General features: G+C 39.7%; 23 protein-coding genes. 21 read left to right on the top strand and 2 right to left on the bottom strand.

From position 1 onward, the window contains the following. The first annotated feature begins 112 nt into the window (after window positions 1-112). From JK635_RS01140 to JK635_RS01095, 10 genes are all read left to right on the top strand, one after another. Window positions 113-565, top strand: a complete 453-nt coding sequence (locus JK635_RS01140; RefSeq protein ID WP_202651587.1) for a RidA family protein — start codon at window positions 113-115, stop codon at window positions 563-565. An 80-nt stretch (window positions 566-645) separates the two neighbouring features. After that, window positions 646-1,320 carry a DUF1028 domain-containing protein gene (locus JK635_RS01135; protein WP_202651585.1) on the top strand — a complete coding sequence of 225 codons (675 nt, stop codon included), beginning with the start codon at window positions 646-648 and terminating at the stop codon, window positions 1,318-1,320. Window positions 1,321-1,360: 40 nt separating this feature from the next. Next, entirely contained in the window at window positions 1,361-2,818 is a 1,458-nt protein-coding gene (gene nhaC / locus JK635_RS01130; RefSeq protein WP_202651583.1) for a Na+/H+ antiporter NhaC, read from the top strand. 80 nt (window positions 2,819-2,898) lie between these two features. Further along, on the top strand, window positions 2,899-4,275 hold the full coding sequence (locus tag JK635_RS01125; protein WP_202651581.1) for an aminotransferase family protein: 1,377 nt from the start codon (window positions 2,899-2,901) through the stop codon (window positions 4,273-4,275). A 75-nt stretch (window positions 4,276-4,350) separates the two neighbouring features. After that, window positions 4,351-5,832 (top strand): aldehyde dehydrogenase family protein, encoded by a 1,482-nt coding sequence (locus tag JK635_RS01120; protein ID WP_235887804.1) that lies wholly within the window; start codon window positions 4,351-4,353, stop codon window positions 5,830-5,832. Window positions 5,833-5,934: 102 nt separating this feature from the next. Continuing rightward, the gene (locus tag JK635_RS01115) at window positions 5,935-6,240 is read left to right on the top strand and encodes a BC1872 family protein (RefSeq protein WP_202651579.1); all 306 of its coding nucleotides are present in this window, start codon (window positions 5,935-5,937) and stop codon (window positions 6,238-6,240) included. A gap of 80 nt (window positions 6,241-6,320) precedes the next feature. After that, window positions 6,321-7,550: a hypothetical protein gene (locus tag JK635_RS01110; RefSeq protein ID WP_202651577.1), complete on the top strand. Its 1,230-nt coding sequence runs from the start codon at window positions 6,321-6,323 to the stop codon at window positions 7,548-7,550. Beyond that, window positions 7,537-9,039 carry a hypothetical protein gene (locus tag JK635_RS01105; protein ID WP_202651575.1) on the top strand — a complete coding sequence of 501 codons (1,503 nt, stop codon included), beginning with the start codon at window positions 7,537-7,539 and terminating at the stop codon, window positions 9,037-9,039. The genes JK635_RS01110 and JK635_RS01105 overlap by 14 nt, the downstream gene beginning before the upstream one ends. A 162-nt stretch (window positions 9,040-9,201) precedes the next feature. Next, window positions 9,202-10,668, top strand: coding sequence for a C69 family dipeptidase (locus tag JK635_RS01100; protein WP_202651573.1), 1,467 nt, complete (start codon window positions 9,202-9,204; stop codon window positions 10,666-10,668). A gap of 220 nt (window positions 10,669-10,888) precedes the next feature. Continuing rightward, window positions 10,889-11,743 (top strand): HAD family hydrolase, encoded by an 855-nt coding sequence (locus tag JK635_RS01095; protein ID WP_202651571.1) that lies wholly within the window; start codon window positions 10,889-10,891, stop codon window positions 11,741-11,743. A 143-nt stretch (window positions 11,744-11,886) separates the two neighbouring features. Here JK635_RS01095 and JK635_RS01090 read toward each other — a convergent pair whose 3' ends face one another. Beyond that, window positions 11,887-12,204: a hypothetical protein gene (locus JK635_RS01090; protein WP_202651569.1), complete on the bottom strand. Its 318-nt coding sequence runs from the start codon at window positions 12,202-12,204 to the stop codon at window positions 11,887-11,889. Window positions 12,205-12,668: 464 nt separating this feature from the next. Here JK635_RS01090 and JK635_RS01085 point away from each other — a divergent pair, with 464 nt between their 5' ends. From JK635_RS01085 to JK635_RS01055, 9 genes are all read left to right on the top strand, one after another. Further along, on the top strand, window positions 12,669-13,244 hold the full coding sequence (locus tag JK635_RS01085; protein WP_308079111.1) for a YitT family protein: 576 nt from the start codon (window positions 12,669-12,671) through the stop codon (window positions 13,242-13,244). 200 nt (window positions 13,245-13,444) lie between these two features. Continuing rightward, window positions 13,445-13,627, top strand: coding sequence for a Fur-regulated basic protein FbpA (locus JK635_RS01080; RefSeq protein ID WP_202651565.1), 183 nt, complete (start codon window positions 13,445-13,447; stop codon window positions 13,625-13,627). Between the two features lie 302 nt (window positions 13,628-13,929). After that, window positions 13,930-14,508: a DUF2087 domain-containing protein gene (locus JK635_RS01075; protein ID WP_202651563.1), complete on the top strand. Its 579-nt coding sequence runs from the start codon at window positions 13,930-13,932 to the stop codon at window positions 14,506-14,508. A gap of 64 nt (window positions 14,509-14,572) precedes the next feature. Beyond that, window positions 14,573-14,815, top strand: a complete 243-nt coding sequence (locus tag JK635_RS24065; RefSeq protein WP_235887803.1) for a hypothetical protein — start codon at window positions 14,573-14,575, stop codon at window positions 14,813-14,815. After that, complete coding sequence (locus JK635_RS24060; protein WP_306792891.1) at window positions 14,743-15,072, top strand: MFS transporter; 330 nt, start codon at window positions 14,743-14,745, stop codon at window positions 15,070-15,072. Before JK635_RS24065 ends, JK635_RS24060 begins: the two co-directional genes overlap by 73 nt. Next, window positions 14,987-15,304: a hypothetical protein gene (locus JK635_RS24055; RefSeq protein WP_235887802.1), complete on the top strand. Its 318-nt coding sequence runs from the start codon at window positions 14,987-14,989 to the stop codon at window positions 15,302-15,304. Before JK635_RS24060 ends, JK635_RS24055 begins: the two co-directional genes overlap by 86 nt. A 95-nt stretch (window positions 15,305-15,399) precedes the next feature. Then, window positions 15,400-15,537, top strand: a complete 138-nt coding sequence (locus JK635_RS01065; protein WP_202651561.1) for a hypothetical protein — start codon at window positions 15,400-15,402, stop codon at window positions 15,535-15,537. A 146-nt stretch (window positions 15,538-15,683) separates the two neighbouring features. Further along, complete coding sequence (locus JK635_RS01060; RefSeq protein ID WP_202651559.1) at window positions 15,684-15,944, top strand: CGCGG family putative rSAM-modified RiPP protein; 261 nt, start codon at window positions 15,684-15,686, stop codon at window positions 15,942-15,944. 396 nt (window positions 15,945-16,340) lie between these two features. Then, the gene (locus tag JK635_RS01055) at window positions 16,341-17,192 is read left to right on the top strand and encodes a DUF6612 family protein (RefSeq protein ID WP_202651557.1); all 852 of its coding nucleotides are present in this window, start codon (window positions 16,341-16,343) and stop codon (window positions 17,190-17,192) included. Between the two features lie 313 nt (window positions 17,193-17,505). On the opposite strand, the gene gad is transcribed toward JK635_RS01055, so the two are convergent. Next, window positions 17,506-18,918 carry a glutamate decarboxylase gene (gene gad / locus JK635_RS01050; protein ID WP_202651555.1) on the bottom strand — a complete coding sequence of 471 codons (1,413 nt, stop codon included), beginning with the start codon at window positions 18,916-18,918 and terminating at the stop codon, window positions 17,506-17,508. Between the two features lie 329 nt (window positions 18,919-19,247). Here gad and JK635_RS01045 point away from each other — a divergent pair, with 329 nt between their 5' ends. Both JK635_RS01045 and JK635_RS01040 read left to right on the top strand, forming a co-directional pair. Beyond that, window positions 19,248-19,634, top strand: coding sequence for a hypothetical protein (locus JK635_RS01045; RefSeq protein ID WP_202651554.1), 387 nt, complete (start codon window positions 19,248-19,250; stop codon window positions 19,632-19,634). 216 nt (window positions 19,635-19,850) lie between these two features. Continuing rightward, window positions 19,851-20,339, top strand: a complete 489-nt coding sequence (locus JK635_RS01040) for a prolyl-tRNA synthetase associated domain-containing protein (protein ID WP_202651553.1) — start codon at window positions 19,851-19,853, stop codon at window positions 20,337-20,339. The last annotated feature ends 59 nt before the right edge of the window (window positions 20,340-20,398 follow it).

Here is a 20,398-nt window from a genome sequence, read left to right as displayed (position 1 = left end):
TATTTTTTAAAACTTGACAATTTTCAGAATATACATTAAATTACATTTAAGGTATATAAAAGGATTTATTCTTTAAATGACAATAATCTAATTTATAGGGAGGATATTGAAAATGTCAATCCATGGTGAAACGAAAAAAGTAGAGATTCAGAGATTTCGTAAGTTTAAAACGGAGCAGTTTTATCCAAAACATTTAGGGAAGCCGGAACATCATATTGCAAATGAATTTTGCATGGCTGTCCGCGCAGGAAATCGGGTTTTCTTAAGAGGTCAAACCGGATTTGATCTGGATGGTAACTTTCATGGAATTGGCGATGCAGCAGCCCAAGCCGAGGTGGCTTGTACTTGTGTAAAGCAATTACTGGAAGAGGCCGGGGCTTCAGTAAAAGATATTTGCAAAATTACCGTTTATTTATTGCATCGGGAAGATCGTAGCAAAGTATATCCTGTCATTGCTAAGCATTTTAAAGATGTTTATCCATGCAGCACAGGGTTGATCGTAAACGGCTTGGCGATGCCGGAAATGTTAATGGAGATAGATGTAGAAGCGGTTATTAGTGAATAACGATTAGATTTATTGCAGTTAATTATTACTATTTGCATGGTGCATAAATATTTTTTGATTTTGCTTAAGGAGGGTTTTTTATGACATTTTCGGTTGCGGGACGTTGTGCCACAACGGGGGCATTCGGGGTAATTGTTACCTCTAGCAGTCCATCTGTTGGTGCAAGATGCCCATGGGCGAAATCAGGGGTTGGTGCTATCTTAACCCAAAATGTAACAGATTCAAGGTTGGCAACCATTGGCTTTTCAGTGTTAGAAAACGGTTTTGATGCCGAGTCGGCAATTCGCTCAATGAAGGGGGCTTCACCTTATCCGGAATATCGGCAGCTGGCAGTGGTTGATGCAAAAGGTAACTCAGCTGCATTTACCGGTAGTAAAGCATTAGGTGTGCATGGAGAGTTTTGCAATAAAAATGTTGCCAGTATCGGCAATCTTTTAAGTGATCCAACCATTCCTGAAGCTATGGGGAGGGTATTTTTACAATTGGAAGGCCAGCCTTTAGCAGAAAGATTAATCTCGGCAATCGAAAAAGGGTTTCAAATGGGTGGAGAACTTGACCAAGAGCATTCAATCGGGCTTTTAGTCTATAGAGATCAGACTTTTCCATATGTTGACTTAAGAATAGATTATAGTGAACAGCCACTTGAGGATTTAAAGAAACTTTGGCAAATATACGAACCCCAGGCAAATGACTACGAAGCTAGAGCCGTGTACCCTGAAGCAGCCCCTTCCTACGGGGTGAAGGGTGACGAATAAAAGTTGGGAGCCTTTCATATCGAATGTGAGGAGGAAGTGAATGAAAAAGGAAAACAATCATAACGTGGATAAATTACCATCGGTTTGGGTTGCATTAATTCCTATTGTTTTTATGGGTGTATCACTTGCCTTTGGAATTGGTGTTTATGGAGCTGATCCACATGTGCCGCTTTTGCTTAGTACGGTTGTCGCGGTATTAGTTGCTTTAAAACTGGGCCATTCATTTCATTCTATTGAAGAGCAGATTACGAAAACAATTAGTGTTTCGATTAAGGCATTACTTATTTTAGTTATTATTGGGGCGTTTATTGGTTCCTGGGTGGCGGCAGGAATTGTTCCTTCTATGATTTATTACGGAATTGGGATATTGTCACCAACCTATTATTTGTTAACCGCATGTATCATTTCAGTATTTGTGAGCATGGCGGGGAATGCGTGGTTTGCTGCCGGGACAATTGGTGTTGCCTTAATGGGTATCGGCCAGGGATTAGGAATACCATTGCCAATGGTTGCCGGTGCAGTCGTTTCAGGTGTGTATTTCGGCGATAAAATGAGTCCGCTATCAGATGTGACAAACTTTACCTCAGCAGTAGTCGGAATCGACCTTTTTGATCATATCCGAAATCTTATGAATACAACATTACCGACACTCATTATTTCACTTCTTTTGTATACCTTTATTGGCTTTAAATTTCACAGCGATGGGGCAAATTTATCACAGGCTGCGGAAATTCAGAAAATTCTTTCAGACAACTTTGTCATTTCACCTCTGTTATTAATTCCACTCCTAATCATTGTTTTAATTTTTGTGCTAAAAATTCCCGCTATTCCTGGATTATCAATCGGAGTCATCATTGGAGCATTAATTGCCGTATTCGTTCAGCAAGCACCACTAGGTGATATGCTTTCGATTATGAACAATGGATTTACAATTGAAACCGGGAATGAAGTGACAGATGAACTATTAAATCAGGGTGGAATCCAGAGCATGATGTATACGGTTTCACTAATTCTCATTGCGTTATCATTTGGTGCTACCCTTGAAAAGGCAAGAATATTGGAGGCCATTCTTGGTGCGTTACTTAATAGAGTAAAACGAACAGGCAGCTTAATCTCAGCAACTGCTGGTACTTGTATTGCGTCAAATGTTGTTGGCTGTGATCAGTTTATGTCTGTGGTCATACCAGGAAGAATGTATTTGAATGAATATAAGAAACGTGGGTTTCATCCAAAATTATTAGGCCGTACATTGGAGGATTGTGGAACAGTCACAGCCTGCCTGCTTCCATGGACGACCTGTGGGATTTTCATGTACTCAGTGCTGGGAGTTTCCGCACTTGAATATGCTCCATACGCCTTTTTCTGCTATTTAAGTACATTTGTGGCCATCACATATGGATATTTTAATTTTAGGATTAACCGGTTATCTCCGGAGGAACAGGCAGAGATGGGGATTGTAATCGATGGGGCAAAAGAATCCAGCGTACCAACTTCATAGGTATTTAGAAACATATTATCAAGACTGCATCCAGATGGCTGAAATATTTCATTCATATTTTAATTAGGAGGTTTTAAAGAATGGCAAACCCACAAACATTATCACAAATTCAAGAATTAATTGAGATCGATAAGAAGTATTACTTACACCCGACAACGGTACCTAAGCAATTTTTAGAAAAAGGTCCAAAAATTATTTTTCAAGAAGGGAAAGGAATTAGGGTAACGGATGTAAAGGGTGATACGTACATTGATGGCGTTTCCATGCTTTGGAATGTAAACCTAGGTCACGGAAATCAGGAGCTGGCACAAGCAGCCTATAATCAAATGAGCACAATTGCATATAGTTCTTCATTCTATAGTTATTCCAATCCGAATGCAGTCCGTTTGGCTGAGAAGGTTGTTTCCATTGCCCCTGGCGATTTAAGCGCCATTTTCTATACATCCGGCGGCTCTGAATCCAATGATACAGCCTTCAAATTGGCCAGATTCTACTGGAATTTGAAGGGCCGGCCAACGAAAAAGAAAATTATCTCGATTACCCGCAGCTATCATGGAGCTACTGTATCTGCTGGTACGGCTACTGGAATCGATGCCTTCCATAGCTTTGCAGGCTCAAAGGATAGCGATATTTTACATGCACGTGGCCACGTTACTAACTGCGAGCTAGGTGATAAAACTGATCCAAACTATGAAGGCTGTATCCGTGACACGATTGAAAAGGTAGGTGCGGAAAATATTGCTGCGGTCATTTTAGAGCCAGTTCAAGGTGCCGGCGGGGTTCATGTTTCTCCAGATGGTTACTTAAAGGCTGTAAGGGACCTGTGTACAGCAAATGATGTTTTATTAATTGCTGATGAAGTCATTTGTGGTTTTGGTCGTACCGGTAAATGGTTTGGTGTTGAAAATTGGGACGTTGTACCTGATATCATGAGTGTGGCAAAGGGAATCACCAGCGGTTATGCCCAATTAGGCGGAGTATTAGTTAACAAGGAAATCAGAGATACCGTCGTAGAATACGATCAAATCCTTGGACATGGATTCACATACAGTGGTCACCCAACTGCCTGTGCTGTAGCTTTGAAAAACTTGGAAATTATCGAACGTGATCATCTTGTTGAAAACGCCAAAAATATGGAACAGGTTCTGAAAAAAGGCTTTGACTATTTAAGTGATAAACACAAACATTTTGCTAAACCAAGAGCTGTTGGATTGCTGGCTGGTTTTGATTTGCAAGCCGATCCTGATACTGACACAGCTTTTGAACAATCGATTCGGGCTGCAGCATTTGTTGTTGAGCATTGCTTTACCAATAAATTAATCTTAAGGGCGGCTGATTTTGAAGAAGGAAAGAATATTGTTGCGATTGCACCGCCTCTTATTATTAATAAAGAAGAAGTAGAAGAGATTATTAGTATTGTAGATGATGCACTAACTGCATTTGAAAAAACACTTTAATCCCAATAGGGCATGTCAGAGATAATATCCGTTTATCTCTGACATGTTTATTTTTTAGTTAAGGAGTGAGTTTAATTGGTGAATCAAGTTCAAGAATTAAGCAGTAGGGTGATTGAGTTTTTAAAGGGGACAAAAAAGCTTTATATAAATGGGAAGTTTGTGGAATCTGTCTCTTTAAAAACGTTCGACACTTATAACCCGGCAACCGGAGCAGTTTTGGCAAGCGTTTATGAGGCAGGTGTTGAGGATATTAATCAAGCCGTAAAGGCGGCGAAGGATGCGTTCGAAAAAGGACTATGGTCAACAATGCGGCCTGCTGACAGAGGGCATCTTATATATAAATTGGCAAACCTGATTGAAGAACATAAAGAAGAGTTGGCCCAATTGGACTGTCTGGATAATGGGAAGCCAATCAACGAGACGCGTGCAGTCGACGTTCCCGGAACTATCGAGCAATTTCGTTATTTCGCTGGCTGGGCAACAAAGAATATGGGACAAACGATTCCTGTATCTGATTCATTCTTAAATTACACACGCCACGAACCTGTTGGCGTAGTGGGACAAATTATTCCGTTTAATTATCCAATCAATATGCTTTCCTGGAAAGTTGCTCCTGCACTTGCGGCTGGTTGTACCATCGTGTTGAAGCCGGCAGAACAGACGCCGTTATCAGCTATTTATTTTGCTGAACTGGTTGAAAAAGCTGGCTTCCCAGCTGGTGTTGTAAATATTGTACCTGGTTTTGGTGAGATTGCCGGTAATGCATTAGTGGAACACCCGAATGTCGATAAAATTTCGTTTACCGGATCTACAGTGGTTGGTAAAAAAATTATGAAAAAAGCGGCTGACACGATGAAACGCCTAACCCTTGAACTGGGGGGGAAATCACCGAATATTATTCTGCCAGATGCAGATTTAGAAAAAGCAATCCCCGGAGTTTTTAACGGTATCATGTTTAATCAAGGGGAGGTTTGCAGCGCTGGTTCCCGTGTTTATGTACATCGGAGCCAATATGATGAGGTTGTGGCAGGAATGGTGGAGCTGGCGAGACAGGTGAAGCTTGGCAATGGGTTGGATGAAGAAACAACAATGGGACCGCTCGTGTCAAAAAAACAGCAGGAACGTGTTTCTGAATTTATCAATATAGGGGTAAAAGAAGGAGCAAAAATTGCAATCGGAGGTGGAAAATCGGATACAGGGTACTTCATAGAACCGACAATTTTTGTTGATGTTGAAGAGAATATGATCATCGCCAAGGAAGAAATTTTTGGTCCGGTTGTTGTGGTGATGGCGTACGATTCAGTGGAGGAAGTGATAGAACGTGCCAATAACTCTCCATACGGGTTAGGAGCAGGTATCTGGACGGAAAATGTGAAAACGGCTCATAAAGTGGCGAATCAAATCAAATCGGGCAGTGTCTGGATCAATTGTTATGACGCTATTGACCCGGCCTCCCCATTTGGCGGTTATAAACAATCAGGCTTTGGCAGAGACTTAAGCGCCTACGCACTTGAAAGTTATACAGAAGTCAAGAGTATATGGGTTAATTTGGAATAATGGCATCACATCGGCACCATGTGATTTTTCACTTGGTGCCTTTTTCAATGCAGCGGGAAATGCTAAAATAATGGAATCAAGGCTGAAGGAGTTAGTCGCAAAATGAATAAAGTGGAAATTATTGCGCGAAGAATACTAGGTTGGAAATTAAATAGATGGGACCGCTGGTTTGATTATGAAAAAGGAGAATTTATTGCTGTTTCAGATTTTCAACCGGAGCAAAATCTTGACCACGCACTGCGGATTGTGGCGAGAATGAAGGAACTAGGGTTTACCTATACAACAGATGGCCGAACGACGGCATGCTTTGGGGATGTTTGCGAGACGGGCGAGACTTTGGCAGAAGCCATTACTAATGCCGCTTTTTCGATTGCCGATAATCGCTCGGTTCCTGATGAGTGGTTGTAAATATTTTCTGAATTGCCTAGCTTGATTGAAAAAGTAAGATTATAGTTGTAGTAGATTTTGATTCATCAGGGGGAAGCAGAATGGGTATTTTTCGCAGTATGAAAGAAAAAATCGTTGATTTAAAGGATGAAGCCGAATATAAAATGTACGAATGGGGAGTGGACGAAAAACTTAGTTCGATTAAAAGCAAAGTGGCCGACAAAGTGGAAGACATCAAACTCGATGCGGAAATTTTTGTCGATGATGTTAAAGATAAAGTTGGCGATATAAAAGAGGATGTTAAATATAAACTTGACGATTTCAAGCTTGATGCGGAAATTTTTATTGATGACATGAAGGTGAAAGTGGCACCGAAACCCAAACTTCCCGAGGAAGAAAAATACGTTATCCTCGAAGATATGGATGAGGTTGTCAAAATTAATTACACAAAAATTTTGATTCATCTTGGCTACGCTGACGGAGAATTGGACCAGAAGGAATTAGTGGAACTGTATTCTTTAATGGGACAGTTAAATTTTAATGTCCAGCAGCGGATGGTCATCCGTGAATACATGACGCAGGTGGATGAAGAGCTTGAAGCGTTACTTTCAGCAATGGATGAAAAAGCTCCCGGAGGATCTGAAGAGGTTCTGCATTTGTCTTTAATAAAAAACTGCATTCGCCTCGCAAAGGTAACCACGAATAGGCTGAACGAAGTTCAATTAGCTTTTATTAAACAGATTGCCCAAAAATATCAAATAGGCGATGACAAAATCCTCTTTTTAGAAGAAGCATGTGAGATGGATGAGAAAATCTTAAACGGCCAGATTAGTGATAATGATATCATAAAAAATGCCAAAGCGATGGCAGCGAAAGCAGGTGCCGTGGGCGTCCCGATGGCGGCGGTTTACCTAAGCGGAACGGCAGGGTTGAGTGCGGCTGGCATCACCTCTGGTCTTGCAGGCCTGGGGTTAGGCGGAGTTCTAGGCTTAAGCTCGATGGTTACCGGCATCGGAGTAGTAGTTCTGCTTGGTGTCGGTGCCTATAAAACTGTCAAATGGGCAACCAATAATGGTCAGCGGGAAATCGCCAATAAGCGCGAATTTTTAATCAAACAAGTGATTATGAACAGCCAAAACACGATTAATTATCTTATCGAGGATATTAACTATTTTACAACTCAAGTATTGGAGATAGCCGAAGAAGCAGAAATGAACAGACAGCGATTAGCTAAAGTAGTACGGGAAATCAGGGTTTTGAAAGATGCCCTATCGACATTACGCAGCCGCGAATTGCAGCTGCAAGAGGGGATTCAGTATGAAGAAGCCTGAGATGGAGCGGGCCTTACTCGCACAGCACCACCAATTACAGCAAGTAAATAGCAGGCTTTCAGAGCTATCGACGATCACCACTAAAATCAAAGCAGATGACGCTTCCGTTTCAGCTGAATTGGACGCTCTTGATGAAGAACTAGCGGAAATGTTCAAAACCCTTGGGCTGGAACGTGATCACATCTATCCAGCACAAACAGAAGACGACTTGTCAACCTGGGAGGGAGTTGGAGAGTTAGAACCAACCGGAGCTGAAAGCTTTTACAAGCGATATCACCAGCTTCAGCCGCTCCCAGTCTTGGAAATTGCTAATGACCAAGAATACATAACAGCTGTTGATGAATATTTACGACAACATCATCTCGATACCTCAAAAGATCCGCTGCTGGAGATTCTTGGAGTCGAGCAGGCGCGAGCTGTATTGAAACAGTATGATGATAAGTTTGGCAAACTCTCATGGACGGAGTGGGATTACGGAGTGGTCGCCCTATCGGCTTTGTTGGCAATACTCGTAGATTTTTTCATTGTCAGAATTCCCTGGGATATGAATTTCAAGGGCCAGGAATATAAAGGAAGCCCAGTGACAAAATTTTTAAATAAACAAAGTGACATGATTATGGGAAAAGCTCCATCGGCCGGTAGTAATGGAAGAAGCGGTCGGCGGCCGAATCAGTTTGATGAGACGAAGGACAATGGCTTCTATCAATGGCTTCGGGAAATGCAAAAGAAACTTGAGGAATATGCCAAGGTCCCTTATGATATCAGCCATAATGATAAAGGGAAGGGAATAAACATTGATGGATTAAGACCGAGTCTCCACCGATTGATGAGTCCAGGGCATGACCCGATCCTTGGTTTTGTCTTCGGGGTCATCGATATTTTGCGGGGAACGATGACAACGATTGACAAAAATGGTGTTTTCCATATGTTGAAAACGGGCGATGGCAGCGGGAACGTTTTGGAGGCGATTTTGCAGGTGTTTGCCCATACGTTATCGGATATTCCCACTTCTTCTGGTGTTCAGCCGCCTTTTTTTACAATGTTACAGAGCATCAAGAAGGAATCACCATTTACTCTCAAAGAAAACGGCGAACAGGTTACATACCCACATTTAGCGCGGTTTATGTATTCTAATGGCTATGATTTGCGCCATTTTGCGACGATGAGTCTCGTCCCGGCAACGGTTGAGATTGTGATTCGTTTATATTACAATATCGCGAATTTTGATTTTTTATTTGTGAAAAACATGAGCACAGCACATAAAGGCAAGCTTTCCTCGATGCTGACACTGGCTCACAGCTTGACAATGGGTGGTAACATTGTGAAGCTGTGGAGCTATGGCTGGAATCCGCTTGCTTTCAATTGGGCGGAATTACTGGCATTGTTGAGCTCGTTTATTACTTTTTTGAAAAAACAAAAGAAACGGCAGCACGAAATCGACGCGTACTTACTGGAAAGCTGGGAAACCTTGTACAAGCAGACTCGATAAAAGTAAAATTCGCCTAAAAACGGGTCAGTAGCTCCATTCAGCCAACGGAAATTATGAATTTTTTGTGTGCATATACAAAATGTGAAAGTGCTAACATTTCCTTTTCTTAACTGACGTTATAATAAGCTTGTTCCAATAAGAGATATAAAGGGAGGAAAGAAAATGAAGGCACACAGGATGAAAAGAGCAATAGCTGCAGTTGCCAGTACGGCCTTATTAGTTGGAGGCTTTGCATTTCCTGCGAGCGCTTGTACATCGGTTTTTGCCGGAAAAAAGGCGACCGCAGATGGCTCTGTCTTGGTTGCGCGCAATGAGGATGTATCAAGCGCATGGTCAAAACATGTCAAGGTATTCCCTCGAAAAACGCACAAAAAGGGAGAAAAACAAAAATTTGTCACGGGTTTAACGGTCACGCAACCATCAGTTTCTTACAAATATATTGCGGTACCAGACTGGGATCCTTCAGAAGGGCCTTTCGAGGAAGCAGGAATTAATGAATACGGCGTTGCGGTTTCGGCTACAAATAGTGCGTACGCCAATGAAAAAGCAGAAAAAGCCGATCCATTTATTGCGAAAGGTGTGACTGAATCGGTCATTCCGTCATTGATTTTACCACGTGTAAAAACAGCCCGTGACGGTGCCAAATTACTTGGTCAGTACATTGAAAAATATGGTTCTGCCGAAGCCAACGGACTGGCCATTGCCGATAAAAATGAAATCTGGTATTTTGAAGTGGCCACAGGCCATCAATGGGTGGCTGAAAGAGTGCCTGACACTAAATATCTCATTGTGGCCAATGGATTAAGAATTGATAATTACAATCAAAACGATACGAAAAACTTCATGGGATCGAAAACAGTTATTTCTTACGCGGTTGGAAAAGGTCTAATTACCAACTATAGTAAAGATAAACCATTTGACTTTGCCGGAACTTATGGAGAAGTTGGCCAAAAATACAATTCCCGCAGAGAATGGTGGGGAGAAAGAACCTTTACTCCGTCGATTACGCAAAATGCTGAATTACAACGTTATCCATTATTTATGACGCCAGATAAGAAAATTACGCCAAAACAAGTCATGAAATTTTTGGGATCTCACTATGAAGGGACTCCGTATGATCCATCTACCCCAACTGGTAAAGATGAACGGGCTGTAGGTGTTGACCGGACAGTGGAATCTCATGTGATTCAATTGAGAGCGAATAAAATTAACAATGTGATGTGGCTTAGCTTAGCTAATCCGGAATACAGTGTTTATTTGCCATTTTATGCAGCAATTCTGGACACTCCTACTGCTTATAAGCATGGCAACGACATTTTTAGCACTGATTCAGCTTACTGGGCTTTCCGAGCTCCTGCAGCTTTAGCCGCAACAGACCCTGCTAATCTTGGTGTTGGCGTGAAAAACTATTGGGGCAAATACGAAGATAAATTATTGGCCAAACAGCCTTCAGTTGAAAAAGAAGCTTTGAACTTATATAAAAAGGATCCGAAAAAAGCGATTGATTATTTAAATAAATATAGTAATAAAACAGCTGAAGATGCCTACTCAAAATCTAAAACCCTACGAAATGAATTAATTACGAAGATTGCCAGTCATTCAAAAGGTGTCTTCAATCCAGATCTATAAAATAAAATTGGCAAGTGCTAAAAGCGCTTGCCAATTTTTGGTGAATAACAACACCAGTGCCAGGCACCATGTGAAAACATGGTGCCTGGCACTTTTTAAAAAGGGAAAAGCAAGTGCTAAAGAATGGTGCGCAAATTGACAAGCTTTTTTGGCAGCAGGACGCATGACGGTGTATACTAGGGGAGACATCATTTTTTTACATAGGTGGAGGAAAAACGGCATGGAATATACAACAAAGGCAATATTTTTAGATATGGATGGTACGATTTTAAACCATCAAAATAGAGTAAGTGTTCGTACGAAAGAGATCATTGATAAACTAAGGGAAAAAGGAATACTAGTCTTTATTGCGACTGGAAGAGCATATGAAGAAATTGAAGGATTGGTTCCACCTGGTTTTCAAGTAGATGGGGTTGTGGCTTCAAACGGAATGGCCGGTTACGTTGGCGAGAAAATCGTTTTTAAACATACCCTGCCGCTTAATCTCGTTGAAAAAGTGGTTCAAATGGCGGAAGAACATAAAGTGTACTATGAACTTTTTCCATACGGAGCCCCTCGCATTGCCCTAAAACAGGATCAAGCATTTATGGAAGCTGAGATTGAGGATCCGAAGCCGGAAAGCGTCGGGATTAATGAATGGCTTGAGCGAAAGAAAGCAATTACAGAAGGAATTGACTGGAAGGACGATATTACAGGAAAGGAATTCTCCAAATTTTACTTTTTTGCTCGAACAAAAGATCATATTAATAGCTGGAAAAAAGAACTGGAGCAATTGCAAAAAGAAATCGAATTTACGATGTCAGTATCATCAGAGCACAATGCTGAGGTGATGGTAGCGAACGTAGATAAAGCAACAGGGGTTCAACAGATGTTAAAACACTTTGGTTTATCTATTAATGATGCGTTGGCTATTGGTGATAGTGACAATGATTTGCCAATGCTGAAGCTGGTCCATCAAGCAGTTGCGATGAAAAATGCAACAGACCGGGTGAAAAAAATTACCGATGAAGTGACGAATTTCACTTGCGACGAAGACGGAGTTTACTATTACTTGAAGGAGAAATTCTTGGTTTAATTAATTATGCTGCAACATGTATCTTAGCTAATAGGATGGGCAAAAAAAGGATACGAGAATCTTGTGATTCTGTATCCTTTTTTGGGGATTTCATCGTAAGGACGTGGCAGACTTTTCAGAGGTTCTATGTAATTTTAAAAAAATTATCGGTTTACTTCTGTATGCTGATATCCGTTTTGGGTGGCATATACTTCATACCATTGATATGTCGGGGCTTTGAACCACTCGTATTTCGGCAAATATACTAAATATCTGACATTGCCATCAATGTCGACCATCGATTTAAAAATCTTAAAGGCGCCAATGCCGAACGTTTGCTCCAAGTATCCTTCCATTCCACCTTTGACGGTATTTTTTGCCTCTTCTTTTTCTAACTTATATTGCTCGATCAGCCCTTCAAAGAACATACTGAATAAAACAAGATTAATAGCAATGAGAACAAATACCAATATTTTAAGCATGATCTTACCTCCTCCTTTAAAAAACTTTTGAGGATCTTCCCCCTGAGGTTAATTGATTTAAAAACGACTCAATAAGTCCCCGCGAAGGCCTCTTCCTTACTGATAAATTGTACCTTCGATGATTAAGCGAAGGTGTGATGAAAATTACAGGATCGATTGAGGGACGAAATTGTAAAAAAATATTCAAATTTAATAAAACCTACAGTTTGAATATTAAAAAGCTTTAAACTAGTTTGTGTGGCAATCGCCGCAGGGTTTTCCGGTCACAGTTTTAAATTTAGCAGTGCGGTGGGCGAAGCTTTATGCAACCTAATTATTTCTGGAAAAAATGATGTCGATATTTCGCAGTTTTCCATTAAGCGTTTTGAAAAAAACTAAAGTCGCAATTTGTTTAAAACTGATGGCTTAAATCAAATTCTGAATTGGAAAAATCAATCATAAAATAAACCAAAAAGTTGGTCAAGGTGATTGTTATTTTTTCGAAATTTATTGCGACGATTGTTGGGAGTATGTTATTGGCCGTTGGGATTAATGCTTTTTTAGTACCACATCATTTAATCGATGGTGGAATTATTGGGATAGCGCTCATTCTTCATTATTACTTTCATGTTCAGACAGGGATGACGATGCTTTTTTTAAGCCTGCCGATTTGCCTGCTGGCCGCTTATTATGAAAAAGCCTATTTTTTAAATAGTTTGGAAGGTTTATTGGTTTCTTCTTTATTTATTGATTTGTTCTCACCGATTCGCTCGCAATTTCATGCAACAACTCTTGAAAGTGCTTTGTTAGGCGGGATCATTATTGGGATCGGAGTGGCTCTTATGCTTAAATACGAGACAAGCACCGGTGGAACGGATTTATTGGCAAGAGTGATTTCCAAAACAACTTCCATTAACATCGCCATCATCATAATATTACTTGATGGGCTCATCGTTATGGCCGGATTTGCCTTATTTGATCTGAAAAGCTTTCTGTGTTCCTGTCTGGCTATTGTTATAGTCGCGTTTATCACATCTTCCATCGTAAAAAACGAAGGATAAAGGGGAGAAGACATAACTAAAAGTGAAACTCCCGTAGATTGGGAGTTTTTCCATGTGTTAAGGTGATTTTTTTGTATTTTAATTCATACTTTACATATAGGAATTATAAGTATAAAATAGAAATAAGTTAAGAAACTAAAAAATCATCAGTTGTCGGGAATCGGACGCTAATGTTAAGTTAAATGCAAGGAGTGTTTTTCATGAAAGGTAACGTTGAAAAAAAGAGACAAAAACTAATCAATAAACTTATTTTTTTTAACGTGTTTACAAAAGAAGATAAGCGGCTAAACGAATTGTCCCTTTCAAAATTGGAATATGAATATAGAAGATTTAAATCACAAAATCATCCGCATGGTGAGTTTGGCTCTATTCAGTGGATTTAACATAAAAAAAAATATTCAGCTGTAGAATAGAAAACAATGCTTGCTTTAATCCGTATGGTGTTACCGCACCAGCGGTTTTTTATTTTCAATATCTAAATGAAAACCTAGGAAAGCATTCATTGCAAAGAAAGGGATAGAACATTGCGGTTCTATCCTCTATTTGTAGTGCCATTTTGTGAAGTATACGGAACGTCATGAATTTGTAGGGAACTTTTTTGGAAAAAGTTCATTTACCTCTTGATAATCATATCAAATTAGATTAATATCTAATTTGATATTAATCTAAGTAGGTGGTTCAAAAAATGCAATTAAACAAAATGGTTGAATTTCATAAGGCACTGGGGGACCTAACTCGAATTCGTATTATTGCGCTGTTGAAGCAGGGTCCATTGCATGGCCAAGCAATGGCCGGAAAGCTGGGACTGAAACCGCCAACGATCACTCATCACATCGCAAAACTGAGGGAAGTCGGACTGATAAAGGAACGACGTGACAAAAACACCATCTATTTTTCGCTGAATATAAAAGCATTGGAGATGGGCGCGAAGGCGATTTTAAACATTGGAATGGGGGGAGAAAACAATATGGAAATGGTAGTGACAGCAGAGGAACGCAATGCAATTATTCAGAATTTCTTTACAAAAGATGGAAAATTGAAGAACTTCCCGGCGCAGCGCAAGAAAAAGCTCGTGGTGCTTGAGCATATGATTAATGGATTGGAAATGGGAAAAGTGTATCCGGAAAAAGAAATCAACGAATATTTAAAGCAATTTCATGAGGATTATGCTACATTACGCCGCGAACTGATTATGTGCCAATTTATGTATCGGGAAAATAACCAATATGAGTTAAATCCGGTTGAGTTGTGGTGGCTGCGTTAACAGAGAAATTTTTTTTGAAAACAAATTAGATAAGTATCAAATTAGATATTTATAAAAGAAGGTGATGAAATTTACTGCGTCTTTTGTAAAACAAGAAAAATATTATTGTAGGTTATTTCTGGTAGGGGTAGTGAATGGGATTGGGGACCGGTTTAGTTCTGTCGCGGTTCTTGCTCTCATTTTAGAGTTAACTGGTTCCGGTCTAGCTGTCGGTGTGACCTTAGCCATTCGGCTCTGCCTTATCTCATTTTTGCACCAATCGGAGGGAGACTGGCAGACCGTTTTTCACGAAAAAACATCTTGGTAACAACTGATCTCGTACGGATTGTGTTTGCCTTATCCTTTCTAATGGTTCATGGTAAAGAGGACCTTTGGATCGTCTACGTAAGTACCTTTATGTTAGCCGCAGGGGAGGCCATTTATAGCCCTACGAGAAAATCGGCCATCCCACAGCTGGTTTATAAAGAGAATCGTATTATTGAGCCGAACCCATTTTGTCGCTGTTGCATTTATCCTGTTTTGCGCTGCCGCATGTATGTCGGGGATTGGCAATACTTGTTTTGATACGGTGCTGATGAAGGAAATTCCCGAGGAACATCATGGAACCATGTTTGGATTATTGGCCTCCATCAGTAACCCTTTATTGGGGCTTTCGATGCTATTATCCGGCTTCGCTTTAGAATACATGACACCACGATCCTTAGGTTTAATTGGCGGGGGCGCTTATATGTTCGTTGCCCTTTTCCTAATGGCCATTCTTTCGGTAAAAAAGATTGGTGCAAGGGATGCAGTTTAAGTAGTGAAAATAATACAAAAATCCATGCACATTTTTTAAAGTCCTTCATATAGTAACTTCTGTGTGGGAAAAATGTATGAGAGGAAGTAAGAACAATGAGCAATGTTAAATTACAAACATCCAAACAAAATGAATGCAAAGACGGGAAAAACGGATACAATATCATTGAATTCAATGTATCTGACCCCGCGGAAAGTTTATTTGCGGTTGTCACTCCGGTTAAAAAACATTAAAAGCCAAAAAAACTATCTTTTTGTGTTAGTGCATGGAAAGATAGTTTTTTTATTTCTATAACCATTTGTCAAGTTTTCTAAGCAAGTGAAATATATCACCATCCGCTTGTTTTATTCGTTTTAAAATAAGTAAAGAGGTGATGGATATGGAAAAGAATTGGTCAATCGCACTTGAACATAATGAATATGAAACGGACCGTTCATTAGTGATAAACGACGCAATCGATGCCGTAAAACAGACAGCAAACGGTTGCTATGTAAACATTGTAACTCCTGCTGCCTTTGGAAATCCTGATGATTATTTAACTGAAGAGCTGAAGCAAGCTTTCGGAAACGAAATTGATGTAAAATTTATCGATCAATGTGGCTGTGGAGGATATGTGTTAAGAGTATGGAAAAACAACTAGATTTAAAGGTTTTTACTAACGATCAAAAACTCCAAGTCATTTTAGCAAAGTGTCAGGCACCGTTATTATGGTTGGTGCCTGACTTTTTTAGTATTCTCCTTAAAATAACTGCATCTGTTCCATTTTGTTTTTTTAACAGAACCATTGCACATTAATTAATAATGTTTCAAACATTTGATTAACGGCGTGCCTGGAATCTTTTTGCAATGTTCAAGTAGAATTTGCCCAACCTCTTCTTTGAATACCGAGAGTCAACAATTTCCAACCTTCTTTAGACCTGTATTTTTATGTTTTTTTCGAAGAGAATTTACCTTTTTTTGTAAATTTTATTTTTTTGAAACCTTTTAAACCTTCATTAAGTATATAATAAGGATATCAAAAGGGGGATAATTTTTTATGAAAAAATTTGCTATCAGTTTACTTTCGTTTTTGCTCTTATTCAGTTTAGCTGCCTGCAGCCAGAAAGCAGATCCAGTCGATTCAAAAACGAAAGAGAAAGAAAGCTTAACACTTGAAGAAGTATTTACAAAAACAACTACTGCATCCAAAAGTTTGAAAAGTGTCCATTCAGATATGGAACTTAAGCAAACTATGAGTGTGCCAGATCAACAATCACCAATGGACATTCAGTCAACAATATCTGTTGATATGGTATTAAATCCAATGGCGATGCATCAAAATATGAAAATGAATGTTACCGGCGGAGATGATTCTATTGAGAACCAAGCGATGAATACAGAGTCATATTTAGCAAAAGAAGGTTTCTTCTTTAAGGATCCGACTTCAAAACAATGGATGCAAATGCCTGGAGAGCTTTCCAAGCAAGTTTTACAAATGCCCCAGCAGCAAGCCAACCCGGTAGAGCAACTTAAACAATTACAGCAATTCGTCGATGACTTTTCATTTAAACAAAATGATACTCAATATATATTGAAGTTGAAAGCATCTGGTGAAAAGTTTAATCAATTTTTAAAGGAAAATACCGAAAAATTATTGCCGGATGCACTCAAGCAAAATGCCGATGTTCTTCAAAACATAAAATTTAAAAATGTTGACTATGAAATTTTCATTGATAAAAAGACATTCAATATTGCTGTGTTAAATACGAATCAGGAAATGGAAATGGCTATCCAAGGACAAAAATTAAATTTGAAACAAGAGATGAAGAGTACTTACTCCAATTACAATAAACTAGGAGAAATTAAAGTACCTCAGGAAGTATTAGACAATGCTAAAAAAGTGCAATAAATAAGGGAATGGGGCTTGGAAAAGGGTTGGTTAGCTGACTTTTTTCTAAAGTCCTTTTTTAATATGAATATTTAAAGATACAAACCCATTTTATCCCAACCTTCGTAAAAAAGGATCGGGATTATGTAAAATTATGCATGGAATTTGTAAAAAAGTGATCCGATTTTGTAAAATAACTACTTTATACTAGGGGTATGATCCAGTGTATCCTATAATAAAAGTGACGTTTCTACAAGGGGCTATCCAAAAGGTCGACATTGACTCAGTTTTTGGATAGCCTTTTTTGTAGAAATATTTTGGTAATTTTCCTGGATCAATGATGAAAACCATTATCACATTTAGTATCATGGGGAATTGGACCATCAAGGGAATCCAGAAAGGAAACGGACTGTTTTAGATTTTCAAAGAACAAGTGAGCCAAGTCCATAGAAAAACCATTACGAACCACAACGCGCATTATCGTAACCTCTTCCATGTCTGGAGGTAAAGGATATGCTGGTACTTGCCAGCCAAATGTGCGTAATTGCCGGGACAAGTCATAGAGATTCCAATTGGATGCGTATCCTTCTTTCAGCCGCCAAGCAAATACAGGAAGATCCGAGCCGTCTGAATAGAGTTCAAAAGGTCCCATGTCCCCAATTGCCTTGCTGAGGAAATGTGCCACATCTTGACAAGCCTTTTGTACCTGATAGTATCCCTCTTTGCCTAAACGCAGAAAGTTATAGTATTGCAGGAGGACTTGGGCACCGGGCCGTGAGAAATTCAAAGCAAACGTCGGCATGTTTCCGCCTAAATATGACACTCGAAAAATGAGTTCCTCAGGGAGATCTTCCGCCTCACGCCAAATGACCCAACCAAGCCCCGGGTAAACTAAACCATATTTATGACCGGAAACATTGATAGATTTCACCCTGGGAAGCTGAAAATCCCATATCAGGTCCGGCTGCAGGAACGGTGCGATGAACCCGCCGGAAGCAGCGTCCACATGGATGGGAATATCGAGACCCGTTTTAGCTTGGAGCTCATCCAAGGCTTTCGCAATCGCGGCGATTGGTTCGTAAAGACCGGTATAGGTCACTCCAAGAATCGGCACCACACCAATCGTATTTTCGTCTACGACAGCGAGTACACCTTCGGGATCCAAATAAGGATGATCTGGAGTAATGTTTACATATCGTGGTTCCACCTCCCAATAATTGGCGAATTTTTCCCAAACGACCTGGACAGCGGAACTGAATACGATATTGGGCCGGTCAACTGGTTTGCCCTGTTTCCTGCGCGCGTTTTGCCAGCGCCGCTTTAACGCAAGTCCCCCAAGCATACACGCTTCCGATGAGCCCGTTGTCGAAACTCCAATCGTATCATGCGGGGAGGGTGAATGCCAGAGATCGGCTAAAATTCGCACACACCGTTCCTCGATCGCCGCTGTTTGTGGATATTCGTCCTTATCAATCATATTCTTGTCGACTGATTCGGTATATAAGTGATCTGCAGCGGGTTCCATCCAGGTGGTAACGAATGTGGCAAGATTGAGACGGGCATTGCCATCCAGTGCAATTTCATCGTGGACAATTTGATAGGCAGTTTCAGGCAGCATGCCTTGATCTCGCATTTGAAAACGTGGAACAGCCTCTTCTCCTTTTCGGGCAAAAAGAGGATTTACCGAGAATTCTGCAGGCATCATCCTTTGTTTAATTTGCGTGCGCCGCGGTTGCCATTGTGGCATATAGGATCCACTCCTTCACGGGAATAAGATTTCTTATATTGGTTTGTGAAGAACGGGCATGAAATATTCATCATTCTTTGCAATGTTTTCTTCACTTCAACCAATATCAGCCGTGTTAATTCTAATCCGAAATATTATTATCAACATTATGTGACAAAGAAAAGTGGTTCAATTACTAGTATCTTTGCAGCGAATTTTGAGCCATAGGGCCGTTTTTAAAAGGTAAACACCCGTCATTTGAAGAATATATAATAGAAAGCATTAAAGAAATTTGTTATTTTATGCAAAATGGTAATATTGGATAATTATAATCCCTTTAGGAGGCAATTATGAGGGTCAGAAGTGTTCTCTACATGTTAACAGTCCTTTATTTGCTGGTAGGTTATAATGGTCTGAAGACAGTAACGTTTGAACAGCTATACAATAAAGATTTAAACAAGGTTTCTAAGATCGAAATTCGCAGTGGCAGTACGGGAGAGTTAAAGTCCATAACGGATAAGACCATTATCAATAAGTTTTTAGTAAAAGTGAAAAATGTTAAGCTGATTCCAGATAAAGACCAAAGGGAGATGAAGGGCTATAAATATCGGGTCACACTTTACGATAGTGAAAGTCAAACATTTGAGTTCACATCAACTGAATTTAATGGCCATTATTATCAACCAGACCATGATATCTTAAAGGTTATAAAAACGATCTTTAATGAAACGTTGTGACAAAAAACACTTGATGTATTTTTGCCGCCTATTACGTTGCTTGAACTGCAGCCAATAAGACAAAAATAATGATTTGGGAATAAGTTGATTTTCAAAGGATAATACTGACTTGTTTTTTTTCTGTATAATAGATGTTATCAATATCTTTGTTATATGAAAGACGAATTGGAAACTGCAAATGAAAAATCAAACAAACAGAAAGGGAGAGTAGAGCAAATGTCGCAAAAACAACAAGTGTTAGATCATTTAAAAAACTTGAGAATAGAGTATAAACTGCTGGATCATCCAGCTGTTTTTACAATAGAAGAAATGGATCAATTGAAAATTACTGAACATGGAGCGGTATGTAAAAATTTATTTTTACGGGATGCAAAAGGAAAGCGTCACTTTCTTGTTGTTATAGACAAGGACAAACAGGCTGATTTAAAAAGCATTCGGGAACAATTGGGGTGCACAAGGTTAAGTTTTGCCTCTGATGAAAGACTGCAGCATTATTTACAATTGCAAAAGGGTGCGGTGACCCCACTTGGAGTCATCAATGATTCTGACGCGGCGGTCGAAATCGTGTTGGATAGCAGCTTGGAAGGAAAAGAACAGCTCGGATTTCACCCAAATGACAATACCGCAACAGTCTGGATTTCATTTGCGGATTTATTAAAGTTCATTCGCACGAATGGAAATACCATTCATTTTATTGAAATGTAGACGAACTATTGTTTAGGTTAAGAATATAATTTACTTGGACATGGGACAGTAGAACGGGA

Source organism: Neobacillus paridis, from assembly GCF_016765675.1.
Classification (GTDB): domain Bacteria; phylum Bacillota; class Bacilli; order Bacillales; family Cytobacillaceae; genus Neobacillus; species Neobacillus paridis.
Note: the sequence above shows the minus strand (reverse complement) of the source record. Positions and strands in the feature narration are given on the sequence as shown.

Bases quoted from the DNA above. Each gene is read 5' to 3' on its own strand.
- JK635_RS01140 (WP_202651587.1), top strand. From the start codon at position 113: ATGTCAATCCATGGTGAAACGAAAAAAGTAGAGATTCAGAGATTTCGT.
- JK635_RS01135 (WP_202651585.1), top strand. From the start codon at position 646: ATGACATTTTCGGTTGCGGGACGTTGTGCCACAACGGGGGCATTCGGG.
- nhaC (WP_202651583.1), top strand. From the start codon at position 1,361: ATGAAAAAGGAAAACAATCATAACGTGGATAAATTACCATCGGTTTGG.
- JK635_RS01125 (WP_202651581.1), top strand. From the start codon at position 2,899: ATGGCAAACCCACAAACATTATCACAAATTCAAGAATTAATTGAGATC.
- JK635_RS01115 (WP_202651579.1), top strand. From the start codon at position 5,935: ATGAATAAAGTGGAAATTATTGCGCGAAGAATACTAGGTTGGAAATTA.
- JK635_RS01110 (WP_202651577.1), top strand. From the start codon at position 6,321: ATGGGTATTTTTCGCAGTATGAAAGAAAAAATCGTTGATTTAAAGGAT.
- JK635_RS01105 (WP_202651575.1), top strand. From the start codon at position 7,537: ATGAAGAAGCCTGAGATGGAGCGGGCCTTACTCGCACAGCACCACCAA.
- JK635_RS01100 (WP_202651573.1), top strand. From the start codon at position 9,202: ATGAAGGCACACAGGATGAAAAGAGCAATAGCTGCAGTTGCCAGTACG.
- JK635_RS01095 (WP_202651571.1), top strand. From the start codon at position 10,889: ATGGAATATACAACAAAGGCAATATTTTTAGATATGGATGGTACGATT.
- JK635_RS01090 (WP_202651569.1), bottom strand. From the start codon at position 12,204: ATGCTTAAAATATTGGTATTTGTTCTCATTGCTATTAATCTTGTTTTA.
- JK635_RS01080 (WP_202651565.1), top strand. From the start codon at position 13,445: ATGAAAGGTAACGTTGAAAAAAAGAGACAAAAACTAATCAATAAACTT.
- JK635_RS01075 (WP_202651563.1), top strand. From the start codon at position 13,930: ATGCAATTAAACAAAATGGTTGAATTTCATAAGGCACTGGGGGACCTA.
- JK635_RS24065 (WP_235887803.1), top strand. From the start codon at position 14,573: ATGAAATTTACTGCGTCTTTTGTAAAACAAGAAAAATATTATTGTAGG.
- JK635_RS01065 (WP_202651561.1), top strand. From the start codon at position 15,400: ATGAGCAATGTTAAATTACAAACATCCAAACAAAATGAATGCAAAGAC.
- JK635_RS01060 (WP_202651559.1), top strand. From the start codon at position 15,684: ATGGAAAAGAATTGGTCAATCGCACTTGAACATAATGAATATGAAACG.
- JK635_RS01055 (WP_202651557.1), top strand. From the start codon at position 16,341: ATGAAAAAATTTGCTATCAGTTTACTTTCGTTTTTGCTCTTATTCAGT.
- gad (WP_202651555.1), bottom strand. From the start codon at position 18,918: ATGCCACAATGGCAACCGCGGCGCACGCAAATTAAACAAAGGATGATG.
- JK635_RS01045 (WP_202651554.1), top strand. From the start codon at position 19,248: ATGAGGGTCAGAAGTGTTCTCTACATGTTAACAGTCCTTTATTTGCTG.
- JK635_RS01040 (WP_202651553.1), top strand. From the start codon at position 19,851: ATGTCGCAAAAACAACAAGTGTTAGATCATTTAAAAAACTTGAGAATA.